The sequence below is a fragment of the Nocardia albiluteola genome (assembly GCF_018860155.1).
Lineage (GTDB): Bacteria > Actinomycetota > Actinomycetes > Mycobacteriales > Mycobacteriaceae > Nocardia > Nocardia albiluteola.
This window is the reverse complement of the sequence record NZ_JAHKNI010000004.1, coordinates 328608-345333: the sequence shown is the minus strand read 5'-3', so window position 1 is coordinate 345333 and position 16726 is coordinate 328608. Positions and strand designations below refer to the sequence as shown.

The window sequence follows — 16726 nt, the reverse complement described above, 5'->3', positions numbered from 1 at the left end:
CATGGGCGGCGAAACTACAACCTCGGATCCACGGGCTCGGACTCCAGGGCCAGTACGGCGAACACCGCCTCGTGTACTCGCCACAGCGGTTCTTCGGCCACGAAGCGGTCCAGGGACTCCAGGCCCAGGGCGTATTCCCGTAGCGCCATCGACCGCTTGCGGCCCAGCCCGCGGCCGCGCAGGCGGCGGAGCTGGTCGGGGCGCAGGTATTCCGGGCCGTAGATGATGCGAAGGTATTCCGCGCCGCGGCATTTCACGCCCGGCTGGACGAGTCGCCCACTGCGCGTGGCCGATCCGTTCACCAGGGAATCGACCGGCTTGACCACCATGCCCTCACCGCCGGACACGGTGAGGGCGGTCCACCAGTCGGTCGCCTCCCGCTCGCCCTCCGGCGCGGACAGGTCCACGATCTTGCGCCGGGTCGGGGTGAACAGGTCGGTATCGGCGGCGACCAGGGCGTCGAGCAGACGCAGGTGCCACTCGTGGTCGCGCACCGCGTAATTCACGCCCTCGGCGGCCAGAATCTGGAACGGGGCCAGCCGGAGTCCGGTCAAGCCGTCGACCGGCCAGCAGTAACGGCCGTAGGCGGTGGTGAACGAGTCGGCGTCGGTTCGGCGCGCCGCCGTGCGTTCGGCGAGCTCGCCGACGTCCAGGCCGCGCGCGGCCGCGGCCGCGACGATATCGGTGGCCGCGCCCAACGCCGCCCGCGCCGCGGCTCCGACGGCCGCGTACTGATCGCGCAGCAGCCCGATCGCCTTGGCCGACCACGGCATGAGCTCGGCGTCCAGCGCCAGCCAGTCCGAGCCCAATTCGCCGAACAGGCCCGAGGTTTCGGCGGCCGCACGGATGCGCGCCAGCACGACCTCGGTCAGCGCGGAGTCGTCGAAGAACGGGCGGCCGGTGCGCGTGTACAGCGCGCCGGTACTGCCGTCGGCGATGCCGAACCGGTCGCGGGCGACCTCGGGCGTGCGGGTCAGCACCGCGATCGCGCGCGAACCCATGTGCTTCTCCTGGCAGACCACGCGCGCGACGTTCTCGGACCGGTAGTACTCGAACGCCTGGGCGGGATGCTCCAGCAGCTCGCCGGAAGATGCTGTGGCACAGGGCGACATCGTCGGCGGCAGGTAGATCAGCCAGCGCGGATCGATGGCGAAGCGGCTCATCACCTCCAGCGCCGCGCTCGCATTCTCCTCCTGCACGCTCACCCGTCCGAGGTGCCGGGTCTCCACCACGCGCCGGCCCAGCACGTCGTCAAGATCGAGCACGCCCGGATCGCGATGCACGGCACCGGCGGCGATCTCCGGCGCCGCGGCGTCCTGCAGTGGCCGCACCGGCTCGCACCAGACCTGCTGCGCCGGAACCGATACCGGCTCACGCTCGGGATAGCGCAGCGCCGTGAGCTGCCCGCCGAAGACCACTCCCGTGTCCAGGCACAGCGTGTTGTTGACCCAGCGCAGCTCGGTCGTCGGGGTGTGGCCGTACAGCACCGCGGCGCGACCGCGGTAGTCCTCGGCCCACGGGTAGCGCACCGGCAGCCCGAATTCGTCGGTCTCCCCGGTGGTTTCGCCGTACATGGCGAAGGCGCGCACCCGCCCGGAGGCCCGGCCCTGGTACTCCTGCTTCAGCCCCGCGTGCGCGACCACGAGATTGCCGCCGTCCAGCACGTAATGCCCGATGAGGCCGCGGCAGAAATCGTGTGCGGCCTTGCGGAATTCCTCGTCCTCGACCTCGAGCTGGGCCAGCGATTCGGCCAGCCCGTGCGCGATGCGGACCTTCTTGCCGTCCAGGGCGCGCACCAGCTTGTACTCGTGATTTCCGCTGACGCACAACGCATGTCCGGCCGCGATCATGCCCATGACCAGCCGCAGCACCCCCGGGGTGTCGGGGCCGCGATCGACCAGATCGCCGACGAACACCGCGGTGCGGCCGTCGGGATGCTGCGCGTCCACCGGCCGCCCGCGGTCGTCGCGGCACAGCCCATAGCCCAATTCGCCCAGCAGCGACTCCAATTCGGCGCGGCAGCCGTGCACGTCGCCGATCACGTCGAACGGGCCGGTCAGCTCACGCCGGTCGTTCCACAGCTTCTCGTCGACGACGGTCGCCGACTCGATCTCCTCCACACCGCGCAGCACGAATACCCGGCGGAAGCCCTCGCGTTCGAGATTGCGCAGGCTGCGGCGCAGATCGCGCTGCTGGCGCTTCACCACGTGCGCGCCGAGATGAGCGCGTTCGGCGCGGCCGACGTTGCGGTCCAGGCATATCCGGTCGGGGACGTCGAGCACGATCGCCACCGGCAGCACATCGTGCTCCCGGGCGACGCGAATCACCTCCTGACGGGCCTTGGGCTGCACATTGGTCGCATCGATCACGGTCCGCAGCCCGCGCCGCAGCCGCACGGCGGCGATATGGTGCAGCAGCGCGAAGGCGTCGTCGGTGGCCGACTGATCGTTCTCGTCGTCGCTGACGATGCCGCGGCAGGCGTCCGAGGACAGGATCGCGGTGGGCCGGAAGTGCTTGCGCGCGAATGTGGATTTGCCCGAGCCGGTGCAGCCGACAAGCGCCACCAGGGACAGTTCGGGAATGGACAGTTCCGTCATGATGCCGCGCCTTTCTCGCTGGTGTGCGTGGCGGTCGGTCCACTGCTCGTGGCCGATTTCTCGAAGACGGCCAGCTGCGTCGGCGATCCGAGATCCGGATCCGTCGGCCCGATGGGGCCGAAACGGACACTGTATCCGTAGGTTTCGGCGACACGACGCGCCCAGTCGTCGAATTCCGCTCGGCTCCACTCGAACCGGTGATCGGTATGCCGGAACTTGCCCGCGGGCAGGCCCTCATACAGGACGTTGTATTCGCCGTTCGGCGTCGTCACGATCACCGCATTCGGCGCGGCGGCCCCGAATACCGCCCGCCCCAGCGCCGTCAGCCGCGGCGGATCGACGTGCTCGATCACCTCCATGAGCACCGCCGCGTCGTATCCGCGCAGCGCGGCGTCCGCATAAGTGAGCGCGCCCTGGCGCAGCGTGATCCGCTCGACGACCCGCTTGGGCGCGCGATCCAGCCGCAGCCGCCGGTGCGCCGTCCGCAGCGCCCGCATCGACACGTCCACCCCCACGATCTCGGAGAACTCCTTGTCCCGCAACAACTCCCGCAACAGCGCCCCCTCGCCGCAGCCCAGATCCAGCACCCGCCGGGCGCCGACGTCGTGCAGGGCTCGTACGACCGCGGCCCGCCGGGCCACCGCCAACGACGGCCGCGCGGCGTCATCGGCGACCGCCTCACCGGCTGCGGCACCGCCGACGCCCGTGTTACCAGCGCCCGCGTCGCAGGCCCCCGCATCACCCGCGGCCGCTTCACCGACACCCGTCCAGCCAACAGCTGCTCCGCTGGTGCCCGTTTCATCGGCGTCGGTGTCGCCGGTTTCCGCAGGTCCGGCGCCCGCGTAACCAGCGGCCGCCGCATCGGCACCCACCTCACCGACGCCAACATCACCTACACCCGCGTCATCGACATCGTCGATATCCGCGTCGTCGACCGCATCCAGGCTCTCGGCCGTCGCGTCGTCGATCTCGGCGAGGCGGGCCAGGGCCGAGCGCACGAAGGACTGCTTGCGCGCCAGGTAGCGGCGGGTGATCCAGGCGCGTTCGGGATGTCCGGCGAGCCATCCGACCCCCGCGCGCAGGAGCTTGTCGATCTCGTCGGCGGCGAGCCAGTAATGCTTGCTGCCGTCGAGGACCGGGAGCAGCACGTACAGATGCGACAGGGCATCGGCCAGGCGCATGTCCGCGGTCAATTCCAGTCGCACGTAATGGGATTCGCCCCACTCCGGGAAGGCCGGATCGAGCGGGATCGGGGTGGCCGCAACCCGCCAGCCCAACGGCCCGAAGATCCGCTCGGCGACCTCCGGGCCGCCCTTGCAGGACACCACGGGCAGCTCGAGGCGCAGCGGCAGCGCGGTGTCCGCCAGCCCGGGCCGCTGCTCGCATTTCCCGTGCAGCGCGGTCTTGAACACCGTCGAGATCGCGACCGACAGCAGCGACGACGCGGCATACGGCCGGTCGTTCACGTACTGTCCGAGGCTGAATTCCGCTGTGCCGCGCGACTTTCCTCGAACCAGCCCGACCGGGTCGATCTCCAGCAGCAGCGCCGCGGTGCACCGCTGCTCGGTGGCCTCGGGGTACAGCACCTGCGCCGACCCGTACGACTGCTCGAACATCTGAACCCGCGCCGGGTTCTTGTGCAGCAGGAAGCCCAGGTCGGTGGCGACCCACTCGGCGCCCTCGGCCCGCGTACAGGTAATGGTCAATAGCACCCAGCGATCTTCACTCGGCGGTCCGCGCCGGGGCAACCGCTTTGTCCAACAGTCGTCTATGGGAAGCTCGCCGCCGAACGGCCGGATTACTTCGCGGCGGCTTTCGGCGCGGTCAGGTCGTAGACCTCGAGACCGCCGATCGTCGTCGCGGAGTACCGGTCCCGCACCCACTGGGTGATGTCGGCGGCCTCGGTCTTCCTGTTGCCGAAGCCGGGGCCGCGTTCGCCCGCCGGACGTGCGACGAAGTAGTGGATGCGGCGGCGGGAGACGTCGTCCTGGAATTGCGGCAGCGTTGGGGACGGGTCGATGCCCGCGAAGCCGCCGAGCGGCATGACGGGGTAACCGGACTCGAGTTGCAGATTGGAGGACATCATCGAGCTGACCGCGGCCGCCGTCCACGTGTAGTTCGCCCCGCCGTTCCGCAGGCGGGCGACCAGTGCAGGATCGGGCGCGCCGCCGAACATCGGATGGTTCCGATCATGCTGCGCGGCAGGCGTTCCCGCTGTCGTCGGCGGGTGCTGACCGCTCGGCGTCTTCGTGCCATCGGGTGTGCCTGGCGCTATGTCACCGTCCGGCTTACCCGGTCCGGGCGGCGGACCGAAGGGGAAGGCGCCCGGGATCTTCGGGCCCGCCAGCACGATTCCGCCGTCGTGGGGTATGGAGATCGTCTCGAGCGAGTACGCCAGAGGGCCCGCCACCGCGGCCAGCACGGCGGCGAAAGCCATCACCGGGAAGAACACGCGCGCAGCGGGAATCAGCAGGGCGAGGGTCGAGGCGATACCCACCGCCAGCACCGTCCAACGCAGCCACGGCACGAAATCGGCTGTGCGCGAGAGCAACAGCACAGCGGTGGCGGTGGTGAGTGCCACAGCCACCGCGAGGGCGACGCGTACCCACAGTCGGTCGCGATGGCGCCAAGCCGTCACCGCGCCCAGGCCCGCCGTTCCGGCGACCGCCGGCGCCAGCGCGACGGTGTAGTACTGATGGAACAGGCCCTGCATGAAGCTGAACACCAGCATCGTCACCAGCATCCAGCCGCCCCACAGCAGCAGGGCCGCGCGGTGCGGGTCCGTGCGAGAGACCGTGCCGCGCAGCATGATCCCGATAACGAGCAGCACCAGTGCGGCGGGGATCAGCCAGCCGATCTGACCGCCCACCGTCGCCTGGAACATCCGGGTGATGCCGGGCTCGTTTCCCGCGAAGAAGCCGCCCATGCGGCCACCTCCACCGTGCGGCGGGCCGGGGAACGGGCTCGACGATCCCACGCCCAGCCGCCCGAGACCGTTGTAGCCGATGGTCAGCTCGATGATCGAATTGTGCTGGGATCCACCGAAATACGGTCGCGATGCGGCGGGCCAGAGCTGGGCGGTCAGCACCCACCAGCCCGCGCCCGCGAGCATCGCCGCCCCGGCCGCACACAGCTGCGCCACGCGCTTGCCCAGCCGCGGCGGGCCCGCGAACAGATAGGTCAGCGCGAGCGCGGGCAGCACCAGCAGCACCTGTAACTGCTTGGCCAGGAAGCCGAATCCGACCAGCGCGCCGCAGAGCACCAGCCACCGCCAGCGCCCGTCGTCCAGGGCGCGGGTCATCGCCCAGACCGCGGCGATCATCAGGAAGACCAGCAGCGCATCGGGGTTGTTGTACCGGAACATCAGCGCCGCAACGGGAGTCACGGCCAGCGCGAGCCCGCCGAGGAGCCCGGCCGCGGTGCCGTGGGTGCGCCGCAGCGTCACCACGACCAGCGCCACCGACGCGATGCCGAGCAGCACCTGCGGCAGCATCATGCTCCAGGCGTGCATGCCGAACAGCCGCACCGATATTTCCATCGGCCACAGCGAGGCCGGGGTCTTGTCGACGGTGATCGAATTGCCCCAGTCCGAGGAGCCGAAGAAGAACGCCTTCCACGAGTGCGCACCCGACTGGACCGCGGCCGCATAGAAGGAGTTCGCCCACCCGTTGATGCCCAGATTCCACAGATACGCGACCGCGGTGCCGATCAGCAGCCCTGCCACACCCAGGATTTCCCAGCGCTCGAGCCGCCGGTCTGCCGTTTCGGGCGCGGGGATCGCCGGACTCGGCGCGATCGCAGTGTCGGTCATGGTGCCCCATCATTCACGATCCACCCCAGCCCGACCTGAGCCGAGCCTGGGAACAATCTGGGAGCGGACACAGGATGCCGATGAGCCACGTCACGCTGCACATGCCTGTCCCGCGAACAGGCCTCCTCGAGGTGCACGGCTCGGCTACCGCTCCACGCGCCGGCCCGGTGCAGGAAGATCTCCGCATGCCGTCGCTGGCGAGCGGGTTCCCGCGCCGGGCCCGCGTACGGGACCTGGGTGCCGCGAATCGTACGCGGCCGCACGCACCTGTCCTCCGTACAGAACCTCCGGATGCCTCGGCTCACACGCGGGTTCCCGCGCCCGGCCCGCGGACAGGACCGCCGAGGCGCCGCGAATCGTATACAGCGCGACCTCTGCTGCTTCCGGCGCAGGCCGGACACGACAGCGGCCGGGACCCCACCGGGATCCCGGCCACATTCGATGACCGAAAGTGTTGTGGCGCTTACAGTTCCGCGTACAGCCGCTCATCCTGAGCGGCCAGCCGCAGCTCGGCGGCGGCCAGTTCGTTGTCGATCGCGGCGGCGGGCACCGCGTCGCGGAACACCCAGCGCAGCGCCACGAACCGGATCACCGTCGCCACCAGGTTCGCCACGACCAGCACCGTCAGCTCGAGGTGCACCGCGGCCGCGGGCGCCCAGTGGTGCAACGCGAACAGCGAACCGCTGGTCAGCCCCCAGGTGAAGGCGAAGATGAGCAGGCCCTGGATCTGATGTGAGACCGCCTTGGTCGAGCCGCGCACCCCGAAGGTGAAGGCCCGGTTGGCCGCGGTATTGCCGATCGCGGTGATCAGCAGCGCCAGGAAGTTCGCCGGCTGCGCACCCGTGAGCGGCTGCAGCAGCATGTACAGCACCATGTAGGCCAGCGTCGAGACCACGCCGATGATGCCGAACCGCACGAGCTGGCCCACCATGCCCAGCGGCACGCCGTCGACCAGGGGCTCGCGGCCGATCGCGGCCCGCAGCTCGTTCACCGGCAGCGCACCCGAGGCAAGTCCCTTGCTGACCCGCCACACCCCGAGCAGGTCCTTGCGGGCGGTATCAACGATGTCGACGCGCGAATCGGGATCGTCGATCCAGTCGACGGGCACCTCGTGGATGCGCAGCCCGGCGCGCTCGGCGATCACCAGCAGCTCGGTGTCGAAGAACCACTCTCCGTCCTGCACCAGCGGCAGCAGCTTGCGCGCGACATCGGTACGCATGGCCTTGAAGCCGCACTGGGCGTCGGAGAAGCGTGCCTGCAGGGAGGCCTTGAGGATCAGGTTGTAGCAGCGGGAGATGAATTCGCGCTTGGGTCCGCGCACGACCCGTGAGGACTTCGCCAGCCGGGTGCCGATCGCCAGGTCCGAGTGGCCGGACACCAGCGGGGCCACCAGCGGCAGCAGGCCGTTCAGGTCGGTCGAGAGATCCACGTCCATGTAGGCGACGACCTGAGCGTCGGAGGCCTCCCAGACCGCCCGCAGCGCGCGGCCGCGGCCCTTGCGGTCCAGGTGCACCACGCGTACGCCGTCCAGCTCGCCGGCCAGGTAGTTGGCGACATCGAGGGTGGCATCGGTGGAGGCGTTGTCCGCGATGGTGATGCGCGCGGAGAACGGGAAACCGTCGCCGAGGAACTCGTGCAGGCGGCGCACGCACACGCCGAGATCGCGTTCCTCGTTGTAGACGGGAATCACCACATCCAGTACAGGAGCGGGCTGTGCCGCATCATGGCGCTTCGGGCGCGCCACCGCCGCGCCATTGCGGTTCGTTGCGGTAACGATCGAAGTCTCGGTCATGTCACCAAGATTCGCGGCCCAGGCTTGGCGGGCACTGGATCGCAGCTGCGAGATCCCTGGGAGGCCCCGGAACAGCCGCTGCACTCACCCACCCCGCCGACTCCGCAAGCTCCGCCGGCTAACCGTCCCCGTGTCCCCTCGGCAACACAACGGTGAACGTGGTCCCCCGCCCGGGGGTGCTGTCCGCGCCGACCGTGCCGCCGTGCGCGGTCACCAGCGCCTGCACGATCGACAGGCCCAGCCCGGTGCCGCCGCTGGCGCGGGCACGGGAGGAGTCGGTGCGGTAGAACCGCTCGAACACGCGGGCGGCGGCCTCGGGCGACAGGCCGGGCCCCTCGTCGCACACCTCCATCCGCACCTGATCCTCGCTGGGCGTCAGGCGCACGGTCACCGGGGTGCCGGGCGGGGTGTGGTTCAGCGCGTTGCCGACCAGATTCGCCAGCACCTGCCGCAGCCGGGCGGCATCGCCGGACACCTCCAGCGTGCCCGCACCGGGCCGAACCTCCAGTGCGACAGGATGATCCGCGCCCGCCTGCCTGGCGGCCAGCGCCTGGGCACCGTGCACCACATCGCCGGCAAGCGCGAGCAGATCCACCGGACGGACCTCGAGCGGGCGCTGCGCGTCCAGGCGGGCCAGCATCAGCAGATCCTCCACCAGCAGGCCCATGCGCCCGGCCTCGGCCTCGATGCGCTCGAGCACCTGTCGCGGATCCTGGCTCGCCCCTTGCCGATACAGCTCGGCGAAGCCGCGGATGGTGGTCAGCGGGGTACGCAGCTCATGGCTGGCGTCGGCGACGAACTGCCGCATCTTCGCCTCCGAGCGCCGGGCGGCCTCCTCCGAGCGCCGCGCCGCCTCCTCGGACGCCTCGGTGGCGGTGACACCGTGCTGAATCCGGGCGAGCATCGCGTTCACCGATTGGGCGAGGTGATCCACCTCGGTGTCGACATTGCGCACCGGGACGCGGCGATTCAGGTCGCCGCCGGCGATCGCCGCGGCGGTCTCCTCGACGTGCCGGAGCGGGCGCAGGCTGCGCCGGACCACCAGATAGCCGCCGACGCCGAGCAGCACCAGGGCGCCCAGGCCGGTGGCGAGCTCGAATCCGATCAGTTTCGACACGGTGTCGACGTTGTCGGTGAGCGGCAGCCCGATCGTCGTCGTGCCATAACTGTTGGAGACCACCAGGATTCGCCAGTGGATCGACGAGCCGCCCACCGAGGGCACCGTCACCGGGGTGTGCGCGGGCAGATTCGTCAGGTTCGGCGCCGGCTTGCCGCGATCGGTCTGCAGGCGATATTGCTCCCCCTCGGGACCGCGGCGCAGTTCGAAGAAGTGGCGCGGCTGATCCCAGGAGGCCGCCGTCTCCGGCTGGACGGGCATGTCCGCGGGCACCCAGGAGGTGCCCCCGGCGGGAGTGCTGATCAGCTTCATTGGGCCGGGGCGTGCCCAGGTGTGCGCGGCGTCGTAGAGCTGCTCGTCGGTGCGATCGGTGAGCGATTTCGACAGTGCCGAGGTCACCGCGAACCCGGAGACCGCCAGCGCCAGCCCGGCCAGGGTCACCATCGCGACGACCAGGGTGACCCCGAGCGGTATGGCGGACACACGACGCCCCAGCGCGGCCCGGACACGGTGATAACCGCGCGTCACCGCGGCGGGCCGGCGCTGCCGCGTCCCACATGCGGCATCATCGGCGGGCACGGGCAGTTGGGCGGGTGTCGCAATGCCATTCGGCGTGTCATCCGAGGACGCAGCGTCAGGAGTCATGTCGGTCGCAACGTCACTCATGCTCGCGCCTCGCCGAAGCCCGAACGTGCCCTTCCCAGGCGCGTCCGGCCGCGGTCGGCTCCGACCTGAGCGCAGCCCGCGATCTTCACGAGCCGCCGCTTCGATGTCGGCTCGCTTCGCCCTCTCTCGCCTGCGCCTCGCTGAGGCCCGGCGCCGGCGCGAGCGAGCAGCTCGGCCGCGTCAATTAGTCGCTCGCCCATGCGGCCTACGTTTACCGAGCCAAGCTGGGAAATCCCTGCATGCGGTCTGAGCGTTTGCTCCCAGGGACTATCCGGCCGAAAGATGATCGGCGAGCCGGTCCAGATACGGGCGTTGACCCGCGCCGAGCTTGTCCCGGGCGGTGTCCGGATCGAACCATTCGGCGCGGTCGATCTCCGGGAACCGCTGCATCCTGCCCGAGCGCGGCGGCCACTGCATCTCGAAGGTACCGGGGACGACGAGGGCGGGATCCAGGTCGGCCTCGACCGCCCAGACCGTCAGCTCCTTGGCGCGGCTGCCGCTGCCGTAGCGGACCTCGCCCAGCGGGATCCAGTGCCCGTCGGGCACCGCGAGTCCCAGTTCCTCGTGGAATTCGCGGCGCGCGGCGGCCTCGGGTCGTTCGCTGCCGGGGTCGTACTCCCCCTTGGGAATCGACCATGCGCCAAGGTCTTTGCGGGCCCACAGCGGGCCGCCCATATGCCCCAGCAACACCTCGGCTTCCGCCGCGCGGCGGAACAGCAGGACTCCGGCGCTGTATTTCATGCCTGCGCCTTGATCTGTTCGAACATCGTGCGCATATTCGGCCCGATCTCCGCGAGCTCCAGGAACGGAACCCCCGATGCGGCGCCGTCGAGATAGGCGAATCGCATCTGCCCGGACATGTCGCCCTGCTGCACGATATCGATGCCGCGATCCGCCGCGGCCCGTATCGCGGCGTCGAAATCGGCGGGCTCGGAACAGATGTGGTGCAGCCCCGGGCCGCTGTGCTCCAGGAATTCGGTGTAGATCGATACCCCGCGCACCGGCTGGATCAGCTCGAACTGCATCTCGCCGTGGTAGGACAGCGCGATGTGGGCGGTGAAATCCGCCGGTTCGCCTCGGTACGTGCAGGTTTCGGGGCCGAAGTGCACATCGGGCAGGCGCGCCCACTTCCGCACGCCGAAGGAGGCGGTCAGGAACTGTTCGGTCGCCGCGATGTCGGTGACCACCCAGGCGATCTGGGTGATCGGCCCGGGTGCGAGGGCATCTACCATGCGACGATTCAATACCCCGGAGGTGCAACCGGCCACATTTACCAGTTGGGGCGTGCCGAGAAACCCCGGCAGTGGTCCGGGTTCTCGGTTCGGCATCGAGCGTGAGAGATGGTGAAATGTGGTCGGGGTGACAGGATTTGAACCTGCGACCGCCCGCTCCCAAAGCGGGTACGCTACCAAGCTGCGCTACACCCCGTAGGGGGTCCGCTACTCCTTGACAAGGGGGCTGAGGACCACCAGAGCGGGCGACGGGAATCGAACCCGCACCATCAGCTTGGAAGGCTGAGGTTCTACCATTGAACTACGCCCGCAGGCACACGACACCGACGGGATCGCCTCGATGTCGTCTGCGCCTGAGACTGTACCGAATCTCACTCGCCGAACGCCAATCGCCCCGCCCGAGGGGTGTCTCGCCCGGTCGGCGAGCCCTCGGCGGCCCCGGGATCAGCCGTCCTCGCGCCGCGCGGGAGCCGACCGTTAACCGAGGGTCACGCGGGTTCGGATTGCCCGGCGCGTCGCCGAAGACACGCTGACGAGAGGTGTAACGCCGCAGCTCGCCGGACGATAGCTCTGACAGTTGCCACTCGCGGAACTTCGGAACAGGTTGTAAAACATCATTTTTCGAAGTCGAGAGGCTTGCTAGGATCCTTTTTGCCGGACGGGGGTATCTGGAAAGGGGGCGGTGAGCATGCACCGAGCTAGGTGGAGCGGACCGCATAGCAGTAGGCACGATCCGGAGGGCTGTAGTCCGGAGTACGCGACAACCGTCTGCGTGAGGTGAGCGGCATGCTCACCAAGCTGGACACGGTGACCGCCGCGGCGGTCAGGCTCACCTCGCGAGACTGGGTGGCCGCGGTGTACCGCGACACCGGCCTGACGGTTCCGCGCGAGCATCTGGAGCGGGTGTTCACCGCGCTGATCAACGAGCTGATGGATCTGGCGCGCTCGGAACCCTTCCCGGTGCCCACGGCCCGCCGGATCGGCCGCAGGCTGGCCGAGGAGCCGTTCGATCGCACCCGGATGCTGGCACCGACCTCGCGGGCCCTGCTGGGCTTCGCGCCCGGCGAGCCCGGATCGCTCGTCTTCACCCGCTGGCCGCTGGTGGCCAGCCATGCGATCGAGAGCTATGCCGAGGCGCTGCAGCAGCGGGCGCTGGCCCAGCAGGAGGCCAGCCTCGAGGCCGCGGTGTCGGTGCGGGTCCAGGAGATCGCGGCCCTGCAGACCCAGCTGCGGCACGAGGCGACCCACGACGCGCTGACCGATCTGGCCAACCGCTCGCTGCTGCAGGAGCAGGTGCGCCTGATGGCGGCCGACCGGTCCCGCGGCGTCGGCCTGCTACTCATCGACGTCGACGATTTCAAGCAGATCAACGACGGCTACGGCCACAGCGTCGGCGACGAGGTCCTGGTGGAGATCTCACGCCGGCTGCGCGCGGCCTGCCCGCAGGAGACCGTGGTGTGCCGGTACGGCGGCGATGAATTCGTACTAGCCCTCCCCGCCCGCCGCAACACCCTCGGCGAGGTCGCCATGCGGGTGCTGACCGCGCTGCACAATCCGGTCCCCACCTCCTCCGGACCGGTGCCGGTCTCGGCCAGTGTGGGCACCGCGTACTGCCCGGCGGGGCGCGCGTGCGACTTCTCCGACCTGCTTCGCAGCGCCGATCGCGCGATGTACTCGGCCAAGACGGCGGGCAAGCGCCGGTTCGCGGTGTCGGAGCTGGACGACGAGGAGTCTGAGCCTAGCGGCTTCATCCCCGCCCAGCTCCAGTACGACGCGGCCGCCGCGGGCTGACAGCAACTGGTCAGCTATCGATCCGCGTAGGCTGACTGCGTGGCGATACTTCTGGTCATCCTGGTTGTCGTGCTGATCGTCTTCCTGGCGATGAGCCTCGCGGGCCGCAATACCGCCCGCAGCCACCAGGCGGCTCAGCTCGCCGACGCGAAGGCCGACGCCCGGCGGATCATCGAGCGGCTCGGCGGGCAGGTGTACAACCTGACCGGCCGGGACGAGGCGTCCACCCAGGCGCTCGCCGACGCCGGAGAACGGCTCAATGCCGCCGGATCGCAGATCGACCAGGCGACCACCGTCGCCCAGGCCCGATTGGCCAAGGAAACCGCCCTGGAGGGCCTGTACTACGTGCGGGCCGCGCGCAGCGCGATGGGCCTGGACCCCGGGCCGCCGGTCCCCGAACTCGACGGGCAGCGCTCGGCCGGACACGTCTCGGAGCAGCGGGCCATCGACTTCGAGGGTCGTCAGGTGCAGGCATCCCCGATGCCCTCACCGCAGACCCCGAACTACTACCCGGGCGGCCGTGTCGCCGGACGGCCGGTCCCGGCCGGCTGGTATTCCGAGCCGTGGTGGAAGACCGCGCTCGTGGCCGGGGCCTGGGGCGTGGGTTCGGCGCTGCTGTTCGACACGCTGTTCCACGGGATGTCGGGCGTGGGGTACGACACCGCCGGATTCGAGGGCGGGTACGGCTCGGGCTACGACGCGGGATTCGATACGGGACAGGACTATCAGACGGGATACGACCAGGCCGGGTATGACCAGGATGGTTACAACCAAGGCGGTTACGACCAGGGCGGGTACGACCAGGGCGGGTACGACCAATCCGGCTGGGACAACGGCGGATTCGACGGCGGCGGCTGGGACGGCGGCGGCGGATTCGACGGGAATTTCTGATGGCCCGACATGAAGGAGGCCTGACATGAACGTGCTCCGGTACCGCCTGCTACATGGACTTCGCGTGCGACCGTGGGAAAACGCGGCCCGACGCGGTGATTCGCCTCGAATTCTCGGCTCGGCGTTCGACAGGGAGCAGGAGGGTCTGGCGCCCCCGTTCGGCAGGGCGCTGGATCTGGGCTGTGGGACCGGCATCCACTCCGTCGACCTCGCGCGCCGAGGCTGGCAGGTCACCGGCGTGGACTTCGTCCCCGGCGCAATCCGTTCCGCGCGAGCACGATCGGATGCCGCCGGCGTTCAAATCCGTTGGCTCGTAGGGGATGTTACCGACCTGCCCGCCGAGGTCGGTACGGGTTACAAGCTCATACTCGACTTCGGTGCGTTCCACGGCCTGACCGACCCACAACGCCATGCAGAGGCACGGCAAGTCGACACTGTCGCCGCCGGCGATGCCACCCTGCTGATGGTCGCCTTCGCACCGGCCAAACGCGGGCCGCTGCCCCGGGGTGTAAGCGCCGCCGACATCACCGCCGCATTTTCCGGGTGGGAGATCACCGACGACTCACTCCTGGCGCCGTGGCCGGGCCCGATCCACCTCTACCGGCTCCGCCGCACCGGCTCACTGTGACAGGTCACGGGCCCGATAAGCATTCAGCGCGGCTGGCAGCTGGGGCACCAGAACAGGTTTCGACCCTCCATCACGGCATGCAGGACAGTAGCTCCGCACAGGCGGCACGGCTCCCCGACGCGGCGGTACACATAGGTGCGGGGACGATCGGCGGCGTAGGACGGCGCGCCATGATCGTCCTCGGGACGTACCACGTGCATCTTGCCGCGCCGGACGCCGACCTTCATTAGCTCCACCAGGTCGACCCACAGTGCGTCCCATTCGGTGCGGCTCAACGATTTTCCGGGACGATACGGTGAGATGCCGTGGCGGAAAAGGACTTCCGCCCGGTAGACGTTGCCGACCCCGGCCAGCACGCTCTGGTCCATCAGCAGCGCACCCAGCGAGCGCGCAGACCGGTGGATGCGCTGCCAGGCCTGGCCGGGATCGGCGTTGCGGCGCAACGGATCCGGGCCCAGCCGCGCGGTGAGCGCGGCGACCTCCGGATCGTGCAGCACCTCGCATGCGGTCGGACCGCGCAGGTCGGCCCCGTACAGCTCCGCTCCGGACTTGCCGGCCCCGGCCATCCGCATGCGCACCTGCCCGACCGGATCCCCCAGCGGCCCCGTCGATTCGGTGAACTTCCCGTACAGCCCGAGGTGCACGTGCACCACGAGCCCCGAATCATAGTGGTGCAGAAGATGTTTGCCCCACGCCTCGGCACGCACGAGGACCCGCCCGTCCACCAGCGCGGCCCCGTCGGCGAAGCGACCCTGAGGACTGGATACCCGGACCACACCGCCGGCGAACCGCGCGTGATGCGCCTTCGCCAGGCGATGCAGCGTATGCCCCTCCGGCATGAGCGCCGCGTACCTCCTGTCCCGGACCCGACGACCGCACGGTGCGGGGCGCGGACGACATCGGCGCTACGACCGACGATCCGCGCCCGCCCGCGGACGGTTGTCAGGCGACGGGAACCTCCGGCGCCACGCCGGACTTCTCGTACTCGGAGATGATGTCGATGCGACGCTGGTGCCGGTCCTCGCCCGACCACGGGGTCGTGATGAAGGCGTCGACGATGGCCAGCGCGTCCTCGAGCGGGTGCATGCGGCCGCCGATGCCCATCAGCTGCGCGTTGTTGTGCTGGCGGGCCAGCTGCGCGGTCTCGATGCTCCAGGCCAGCGCGCAGCGGGCGCCGGGCACCTTGTTCGCGGCGATCTGCTCGCCGTTGCCGCTGCCGCCGATCACGATGCCGAGACTGCCCGGGTCGGCGACCACGCGGCGCGCGGCGTCGATGCAGAACGCCGGGTAGTCGTCCACGGCGTCGTACTCGTGGGCGCCGGAGTCGAACACCTCGTGTCCGGCCTTCTCCAGGTGATCCTTGATGTGGTTCTTCAGCTCGAAGCCGGCATGGTCGGCACCCAGGTATACGCGCATGGCAGCGATTGTGTCAGGCCCCGCGAGCCGCGGAACCGCGGGGCCGACACCTCCACCGGTGAAATCCGGGTGGGTGCGCTCAGTCGAACTGCGGATCCTCGGTGCGGGTGCGCTTGAGCTCGAAGAAGTGCGGGTAGGACGCCAGGGCGACCGCACCGTCCCACACCTTTCCGGCCTCCTCGCCGCGCGGGATGCGCGAGAGCACCGGGCCGAAGAACGCCACGCCGTTGATGTGAATGGTGGGGGTGCCCACGTCCGGGCCGACCTTGTCCATGCCCGCGTGGTGGCTCACGCGCAGCGCCTCGTCGTACTCGGCGCTGGTGGCGGCCGCGGCCAGCTCGGCGGGCAGGCCCGTCTCGGCCAGCGCCTCGGCGACCACCAGGGCGAACGTCTCGGCGCGGTCCTCGCGCGCGTACTCCTCCTTGCGGTTGTGAATGCGGGTACCCATCGCTGTGTAGAGCGGGGCCAGGACCTTGTCGCCGTGATCCTGGGCGGCGGCGATGGCCACCCGCACCGGACCCCAAGCCGTCTTCATCATCTCGGCGTACTGCTCGGGCAGATCGCGGCCCTCGTTGAGCACGGCCAGGCTCATCACGTGGAAGTTCGTCTCGATGTCCCGGACCTTCTCGACCTCCAGAATCCAGCGGGAGGTGATCCAGCACCAGGGGCACAGCGGATCGAACCAGAAGTCCACCCGGTCCTTGGCGCCGTTCGTCGCATCGCTCACGTCAATATCCTCTCGAAGTGCGGGAAGCGGCGACACTGCCGCCGTCAATTCTCATCAA

At 69.7% G+C, this 16726-nt stretch carries 13 protein-coding genes and 2 tRNA genes; 3 read left to right on the top strand and 12 right to left on the bottom strand.

Features of this window, described 5'->3' with window-relative positions; all coding sequences use genetic code 11:
- Positions 1–14: 14 nt before the first annotated feature.
- The 9 genes from KO481_RS14735 to KO481_RS14695 form a co-directional block, all read right to left on the bottom strand.
- Positions 15–2597, bottom strand: a complete 2583-nt coding sequence (locus tag KO481_RS14735; RefSeq protein WP_215917662.1) for a polynucleotide kinase-phosphatase — start codon at positions 2595–2597, stop codon at positions 15–17.
- Positions 2594–4309 carry a 3' terminal RNA ribose 2'-O-methyltransferase Hen1 gene (locus tag KO481_RS14730; RefSeq protein WP_308166609.1) on the bottom strand — a complete coding sequence of 572 codons (1716 nt, stop codon included), beginning with the start codon at positions 4307–4309 and terminating at the stop codon, positions 2594–2596. The genes KO481_RS14735 and KO481_RS14730 overlap by 4 nt, the downstream gene beginning before the upstream one ends.
- An 86-nt stretch (positions 4310–4395) precedes the next feature.
- Positions 4396–6408, bottom strand: a complete 2013-nt coding sequence (locus KO481_RS14725; protein ID WP_215917660.1) for an ArnT family glycosyltransferase — start codon at positions 6406–6408, stop codon at positions 4396–4398.
- 463 nt (positions 6409–6871) lie between these two features.
- A complete protein-coding gene (locus KO481_RS14720; RefSeq protein WP_215917659.1) occupies positions 6872–8200 on the bottom strand; it encodes a bifunctional glycosyltransferase family 2/GtrA family protein in 1329 nt (442 codons plus the stop codon).
- Positions 8201–8318: 118 nt separating this feature from the next.
- Positions 8319–9983, bottom strand: coding sequence for a sensor histidine kinase (locus tag KO481_RS14715; protein WP_308166608.1), 1665 nt, complete (start codon positions 9981–9983; stop codon positions 8319–8321).
- A 267-nt stretch (positions 9984–10250) separates the two neighbouring features.
- Positions 10251–10724: an NUDIX hydrolase gene (locus tag KO481_RS14710; protein ID WP_215917658.1), complete on the bottom strand. Its 474-nt coding sequence runs from the start codon at positions 10722–10724 to the stop codon at positions 10251–10253.
- Complete coding sequence (locus KO481_RS14705; RefSeq protein WP_215917657.1) at positions 10721–11215, bottom strand: VOC family protein; 495 nt, start codon at positions 11213–11215, stop codon at positions 10721–10723. Before KO481_RS14705 ends, KO481_RS14710 begins: the two co-directional genes overlap by 4 nt.
- Before the next feature lie 119 nt (positions 11216–11334).
- A tRNA-Pro gene (locus tag KO481_RS14700) sits at positions 11335–11411 on the bottom strand.
- Positions 11412–11455: 44 nt separating this feature from the next.
- Positions 11456–11526 (bottom strand) — tRNA-Gly (locus KO481_RS14695).
- A 475-nt stretch (positions 11527–12001) separates the two neighbouring features.
- Between KO481_RS14695 and KO481_RS14690 the strand changes: the two genes are divergently transcribed.
- The 3 genes from KO481_RS14690 to KO481_RS14680 all read left to right on the top strand — a co-directional run bounded on the left by KO481_RS14690 (position 12002) and on the right by KO481_RS14680 (position 14525).
- Positions 12002–13006 carry a GGDEF domain-containing protein gene (locus KO481_RS14690; protein WP_215917656.1) on the top strand — a complete coding sequence of 335 codons (1005 nt, stop codon included), beginning with the start codon at positions 12002–12004 and terminating at the stop codon, positions 13004–13006.
- A 90-nt stretch (positions 13007–13096) separates the two neighbouring features.
- Entirely contained in the window at positions 13097–13897 is an 801-nt protein-coding gene (locus tag KO481_RS14685; protein WP_215917908.1) for a F0F1 ATP synthase subunit B family protein, read from the top strand.
- Between the two features lie 25 nt (positions 13898–13922).
- Positions 13923–14525: a class I SAM-dependent methyltransferase gene (locus KO481_RS14680; RefSeq protein ID WP_215917655.1), complete on the top strand. Its 603-nt coding sequence runs from the start codon at positions 13923–13925 to the stop codon at positions 14523–14525.
- A 23-nt stretch (positions 14526–14548) separates the two neighbouring features.
- Here the strand turns inward: KO481_RS14680 and KO481_RS14675 are convergent, their stop codons facing one another.
- The 3 genes from KO481_RS14675 to KO481_RS14665 all read right to left on the bottom strand — a co-directional run bounded on the left by KO481_RS14675 (position 14549) and on the right by KO481_RS14665 (position 16668).
- A complete protein-coding gene (locus KO481_RS14675; protein WP_215917654.1) occupies positions 14549–15364 on the bottom strand; it encodes an Fpg/Nei family DNA glycosylase in 816 nt (271 codons plus the stop codon).
- Positions 15365–15467: 103 nt separating this feature from the next.
- Positions 15468–15941, bottom strand: coding sequence for a ribose-5-phosphate isomerase (locus KO481_RS14670; RefSeq protein WP_215917653.1), 474 nt, complete (start codon positions 15939–15941; stop codon positions 15468–15470).
- Positions 15942–16020: 79 nt separating this feature from the next.
- Entirely contained in the window at positions 16021–16668 is a 648-nt protein-coding gene (locus KO481_RS14665; RefSeq protein WP_215917652.1) for a mycothiol-dependent nitroreductase Rv2466c family protein, read from the bottom strand.
- Positions 16669–16726: the final 58 nt, after the last annotated feature.

Bases quoted from the DNA above. Each gene is read 5' to 3' on its own strand.
- KO481_RS14715 (WP_308166608.1), bottom strand. From the start codon at position 9,983: ATGAGTGACGTTGCGACCGACATGACTCCTGACGCTGCGTCCTCGGAT.
- KO481_RS14710 (WP_215917658.1), bottom strand. From the start codon at position 10,724: ATGAAATACAGCGCCGGAGTCCTGCTGTTCCGCCGCGCGGCGGAAGCC.
- KO481_RS14680 (WP_215917655.1), top strand. From the start codon at position 13,923: ATGAACGTGCTCCGGTACCGCCTGCTACATGGACTTCGCGTGCGACCG.
- KO481_RS14685 (WP_215917908.1), top strand. From the start codon at position 13,097: ATGAGCCTCGCGGGCCGCAATACCGCCCGCAGCCACCAGGCGGCTCAG.
- KO481_RS14735 (WP_215917662.1), bottom strand. From the start codon at position 2,597: ATGACGGAACTGTCCATTCCCGAACTGTCCCTGGTGGCGCTTGTCGGC.
- KO481_RS14705 (WP_215917657.1), bottom strand. From the start codon at position 11,215: ATGGTAGATGCCCTCGCACCCGGGCCGATCACCCAGATCGCCTGGGTG.
- KO481_RS14675 (WP_215917654.1), bottom strand. From the start codon at position 15,364: ATGCCGGAGGGGCATACGCTGCATCGCCTGGCGAAGGCGCATCACGCG.
- KO481_RS14690 (WP_215917656.1), top strand. From the start codon at position 12,002: ATGCTCACCAAGCTGGACACGGTGACCGCCGCGGCGGTCAGGCTCACC.
- KO481_RS14720 (WP_215917659.1), bottom strand. From the start codon at position 8,200: ATGACCGAGACTTCGATCGTTACCGCAACGAACCGCAATGGCGCGGCG.
- KO481_RS14725 (WP_215917660.1), bottom strand. From the start codon at position 6,408: ATGACCGACACTGCGATCGCGCCGAGTCCGGCGATCCCCGCGCCCGAA.
- KO481_RS14670 (WP_215917653.1), bottom strand. From the start codon at position 15,941: ATGCGCGTATACCTGGGTGCCGACCATGCCGGCTTCGAGCTGAAGAAC.